The organism is Synechococcus sp. WC101 (assembly GCF_047461555.1).
In the GTDB taxonomy this organism is placed as follows: domain Bacteria; phylum Cyanobacteriota; class Cyanobacteriia; order Thermostichales; family Thermostichaceae; genus Thermostichus.
This window is the reverse complement of sequence record NZ_JANSHG010000168.1, coordinates 1-5,029: the sequence shown is the minus strand read 5'-3', so window position 1 is coordinate 5,029 and position 5,029 is coordinate 1. Positions and strand designations below refer to the sequence as shown.

At 58.6% G+C, this 5,029-nt stretch carries 4 protein-coding genes; all 4 read left to right on the top strand.

Annotation, left to right across the window (positions count from 1 at the left end):
* A partial coding sequence (locus NW809_RS10670; RefSeq protein WP_414402101.1) for a CAP domain-containing protein occupies positions 1-677 on the top strand: 677 nt, incomplete at its 5' end.
* A gap of 192 nt (positions 678-869) precedes the next feature.
* Positions 870-2,393: a ferredoxin--nitrite reductase gene (locus tag NW809_RS10665; RefSeq protein ID WP_414402100.1), complete on the top strand. Its 1,524-nt coding sequence runs from the start codon at positions 870-872 to the stop codon at positions 2,391-2,393.
* A 62-nt stretch (positions 2,394-2,455) separates the two neighbouring features.
* Complete coding sequence (locus NW809_RS10660; protein ID WP_414402099.1) at positions 2,456-3,778, top strand: CmpA/NrtA family ABC transporter substrate-binding protein; 1,323 nt, start codon at positions 2,456-2,458, stop codon at positions 3,776-3,778.
* A gap of 145 nt (positions 3,779-3,923) precedes the next feature.
* Positions 3,924-4,883, top strand: a complete 960-nt coding sequence (ntrB, locus tag NW809_RS10655) for a nitrate ABC transporter permease (protein WP_414402098.1) — start codon at positions 3,924-3,926, stop codon at positions 4,881-4,883.
* The last annotated feature ends 146 nt before the right edge of the window (positions 4,884-5,029 follow it).

The window sequence follows — 5,029 nt, the reverse complement described above, 5'->3', positions numbered from 1 at the left end:
TCCTAGAGCTGAACGGCCCCGATCCAGGCCGGGTGTTGGCGCGGCAGGTGGACATCTATTTTGCCGAGCCAGGTCGAGAAAACTTTGTGGATGTGGGGCATCGCCGCTGGAACCTGTATCCTCAGTACGCCCAGGGGGCCTACGGCATTGTCTTTGACCCACGGGCTGGACGGGTGACCCAGGCCAACGCCAACTGGATCTTCGGTTTTGACGAGTCGGTGCCAGATCCAGAGTTCATCGCCTTCCCGGAGAAAGACGGCTACCTCTACCGCCTAGAAGGGTTTTCCGGCCAGCCCCTGTCTGCCTACCGCTGGTCTTTCTCGGTGCCCAGCCGTGGCGGCAAGGCTGATCTCAGCCAAGCCCAAGTCCGCATCACCGATGCCCTCAGCGGCGAGCCGGTGCCTGTTGGAGATCTCCGCGTGGGGGATCCCGCCTTTGGCCTGGAAACTTTGACCTACTCCGTGGGTTCGATCCAGCCCAATCGCAACTACACCTTTGAAATTAGCGGCATTCGCCTCAACGGTGGCCCCCCCCGCAGCTACCGCTACACCACCGCTCTCTACGACTGCGATCCCCAAACTTCCCAACGGCCCGCACCCCTCACCGAAGGGCTGGGGATCCCGCCCCGTCTGCTCTGGCAGATGGAGCCTTTCAACTCTTTCAACCCTCTCAAATAGCTTTTCCTCACCCCCAGCCCCTTTCCCAAAGGGGAAAGAGGGGTCTGCTGCTCCTGGAAGCCTGACTTTATGCATAAAGCGCAATTCGAGAATGACAAAACTGCATAACCTGTTACAAAGTGTAACTGCCAATACCAAAGTTAACGGTTCGTCATCGCTAGGGTAGCCAGTGTTCACCCCACGGCAGCGATCATGGCGAACCAATTTGAGCGCCTCAAAAGCGAAAAGGATGGGCTGGCGGTCAAGGCCGAGCTGGAGGCGTTTGCCCGGATGGGTTGGGAGAACATTCCTGAAGACGACCGGGATCACCGCCTCAAGTGGCTGGGGATCTTCTTTCGCAAGCGCACCCCAGGTCAGTTCATGCTGCGGCTGCGCCTGCCCAATGGGATCCTAACCAGCGGCCAAATGCGGATGTTGGGCGCAATCATCCACCCCTATGGAGAACAGGGCGTAGCCGACATCACCACCCGGCAGAACCTGCAACTGCGGGGCATCCCCATCGAGGAAATGCCCCAGATCCTGGGCTACCTGAAAGAGGTAGGCCTGACCAGCATCCAGTCGGGCATGGACAACGTGCGCAACATCACGGGATCCCCTCTGGCCGGTATTGACCCGGACGAGCTGATCGACGTGCGCGGCCTCACTCGCAAGGTGCAGGACATGGTTACCAACAACGGCGAGGGCAACCCTTCCTTCAGCAACCTGCCGCGCAAGTTCAACATCGCCCTCTGCGGTTGTCGTGACAACTCCGTGCATGCGGAGATCAACGACCTGGCCTTTGTGCCCGCCTTCAAAAATGGCCGCCTGGGCTTCAACGTCCTGGTGGGCGGCTTTTTCTCTGCTCGCCGCTGCGCCGAGGCAATTGGCCTAGATGTCTGGGTGGATCCCCGGGATGTGGTTCCTCTGTGCGAGGCGGTGCTGCTGGTCTACCGGGATCACGGCCTGCGGGCCAACCGGCAAAAGGCGCGGTTGATGTGGCTCATTGACGAGTGGGGCCTAGAGAAGTTCCGGGCGGCTGTGGAGCGCCAGACTGGCCACCCTCTGCTCAGGGCAGCGGAAAAAGATGAGGTGGTCTGGCACAAGCGGGATCTGCTGGGGGTGCATGCCCAGAAGCAGCCGGGCCTCAACTTTGTCGGCCTGCATGTGCCGGTGGGGCGGCTCAACGCCCTGGAGATGATGGAGCTGGCCCGCTTGGCGGAGGTGTACGGCTCCGGGGAGCTGCGGCTGACAGTGGAGCAGAACGTGCTCATCCCCAATGTGCCCGACTCCCGAGTGGCCCCGCTCCTCAAAGAGCCGCTCTTGAAGAAGTTCTCCCCTAACCCAGGGCCATTGCAGCGGGGGTTGGTGTCCTGTACGGGCAACCAGTTTTGCAACTTTGCCCTCATCGAGACCAAAAACCGCGCCGTGGCCCTGATGGAAGAGCTGGAAGCCGAGCTGGAGATTCCTCAAACGGTGCGCATCCACTGGACAGGCTGTCCCAACTCCTGCGGCCAGCCCCAGGTGGCCGATATTGGCCTCATGGGCACCACCGTTCGCAAGGACGGCAAGCCGGTGGAGGCGGTGGACATCTACATGGGAGGAGAAGTGGGCAAAGACGCCAAGCTGGGCGAATGCGTGCGCCAAGGGATCCCTTGCGAAGACCTCAAGCCCGTCTTGGTGGAGCTACTGATTGAGCACTTCGGGGCCAGGCCGCGTCAGCGTCCTGCTGCTACCTAGACTTCTTCTTCCCCCTTGATGACCTACTAGGCAGTTCGTCGTTCGAAATTTTGGAGGTTGTGATGTCTAAGCTATTCAACACTTCCTCTCCCATCTCCCGTCGCCAGTTTTTGGCTGGGGCAGCTGCCCTTGCGGCTGGAGCAGCTACGGCTGGGATCCCCCGCGCCCAATCCCAATCCTTGGGGCAGGGCTACTGGGTAGCTCAAGCTGATACCCCAGAAACCACGCGAGCCAGGCTGGGATTTATCGCCCTCACCGACGCTGCCCCCCTCATCATTGCAAAAGAGAAGGGGTTTTTTGCCAAGTACGGCATGAAAGACGTGGAGGTGGTCAAGCAGGCCTCTTGGGGCACCACCCGCGACAACTTGGTGCTGGGATCCGCCGCCGGCGGCATCGATGGGGCACACATCCTCACCCCCATGCCCTACCTCATCACCACCGGCAAAGTTACCGATGGCAAGCCGGTGCCCCTGTACATCTTGGCCCGTCTCAATCTGGACGGTCAGGGCATTAGCATTTCCAACCAATATCGGGATTTGCAAATCGGCCTGGATAGTTCCCCCCTCAAGGCCAAGTTTACCGAGGTCCGAGCTGCCGGCGGGGATCCCAAATGTGCGGTGACCTTCCCTGGTGGCACCCACGACATGTGGATGCGCTACTGGCTGGCCGCAGGCGGGATCGATCCCACTAGCGACGTCTCCATCATTGTGGTGCCGCCGCCGCAGATGGTGGCCAATATGAAATCCAGAACCATGGAAGCCTTCTGTGTGGGCGAGCCTTGGAATGCCCAGCTGGTGAACCAAAAAGAGGGGTATACTGCCCTCACCACCGGCGAGCTGTGGAACGGCCACCCGGAAAAGGCCTTTGCCCTGCGGGCCGACTGGGCAGATGCGCACCCGAAAGCCACCCTTGCCCTGTTGAAAGCGGTGCTAGAAGCCCAGATCTGGTGCGACCAGATGGAAAACAAAGAGGAGATGTGTCGCATCATCGGCGACCGCCGCTGGCTGGGGGTGCCTGTGCCCGATATCTTGGGCCGTTCTCGGGGCACTTTCGACTACGGCACCGGCAAGGTCGTTGAAAACAGCCCCCACCTGATGAAGTTCTGGCAGAACTACGCTTCCTACCCCTTCAAGAGCCACGATCTCTGGTTTTTGACCGAAAACATTCGCTGGGGTTACCTACCTGCCGACACCGATACCAAAGCTTTGGTGGATAAGGTCAACCGAGAAGATCTCTGGCGGGAAGCTGCCAAAGCCATTGGCCAGGAGGCGGCCATTCCCCCCAGCCCTTCCCGAGGAGTGGAAACCTTCTTCGACGGGGTGCAGTTCGATCCCGAAAATCCTGCCGCCTACCTGGAGAAATTGGCGATTAAGAAGCTGGCCTAATTTCCCAACTTTCCCCAGCAAGTTAGCTGCAAACCCTCTGTCCAGGAGAGAAGGGATCCCCGAATCCCCACAAAGAGTGTTCAACTGAAACCCCTTCTCTCTTGGGATCCTCTTAAGTTGACTTCAACCTTACTCCCAGCAAGCCATGAGGATTTTCCACTCTGCCCTACAGTTGGGCTACCACCTCTTTCGGATCCTGCTTCCCCTACTGGTTGGCCTAGGCCACTGGCTGCTGAAAACCAGCCCAGGCTTTGTTCTTCAGTCCAATGCCGGGCTCCACTCCCCGGCCAGCTCTGCATCTTCTTCTGCTTGGAGGCAGCGAGTCCAAATCCACCAAGTGCTGCGCCGCGTTCTTTTGCCCACCACGGCCATTTTAATAGTGCTCGTTCTCTGGCAAATTGCCTATAGCCGCCCCGGAGCCAACTTGCCCACCCCTCTCCAGGTTTGGCAGGACACCTGGGATCCCCTTATTAAAGATCCCTTTTTTGACTATGGCGGCAATGCCAAAGGGCTGTTCTGGCAAATTTGGGCCAGCTTGCGGCGGGTGTTCATTGGGTTTGCCCTGGCCGGCTTGGTGGGGGTTGTGGGCGGCATGATCATCGGGGTCAATCGCTGGCTGTACGAGGCTTTGGATCCCATTTTTCAGGTGTTGCGCACGGTGCCGCCTTTGGCCTGGCTGCCGATTTCTTTGGCTGCCTTTCGGGATGCCAACCCTTCCGCCATTTTTGTAATCTTCATTACGGCTCTCTGGCCCATTTTGATCAACACCGTTGCCGGCGTACAGCAGATCCCACAGGACTACCGCAACGTGGCCAGAATTGTGCGCATGTCGGGCTGGAAGTACTTTTTCAAAATCGTTTTCCCGGCAACTGTACCCTACATTTTTACCGGCTTGCGCATTGGGGTGGGCTTGTCTTGGCTGGCCATTGTGGCGGCGGAGATGTTGATTGGCGGTGTGGGCATTGGATTTTTCATCTGGGATGCCTGGAATAGCTCCCGCATCAGCGAAATCATTCTGGCTTTGATCTATGTCGGGATGGTGGGTCTTCTGCTGGATCGCATCACGGCTTGGATTGGCTCGCTGGTGGTGGCTGAGGATCACTAAATGAGCTTGGCCGAGTTTTAGATTGGTTGCTGACAATTTCTCCATGCTCTCAGAAATCATCTCAGGGGAATCATGAAGACCCAGCCTTACATTGAAGTGGATCATGTCGACAAGGAATTTCTCCTCGACAACGGAGAGGTCTATCC

What these genes read in the sequence shown, in the direction of transcription:
- NW809_RS10660 (WP_414402099.1), top strand. Translation starts at nt 2,456, where the DNA reads ATGTCTAAGCTATTCAACACTTCCTCTCCCATCTCCCGTCGCCAGTTT.
- NW809_RS10665 (WP_414402100.1), top strand. Translation starts at nt 870, where the DNA reads ATGGCGAACCAATTTGAGCGCCTCAAAAGCGAAAAGGATGGGCTGGCG.
- ntrB (WP_414402098.1), top strand. Translation starts at nt 3,924, where the DNA reads ATGAGGATTTTCCACTCTGCCCTACAGTTGGGCTACCACCTCTTTCGG.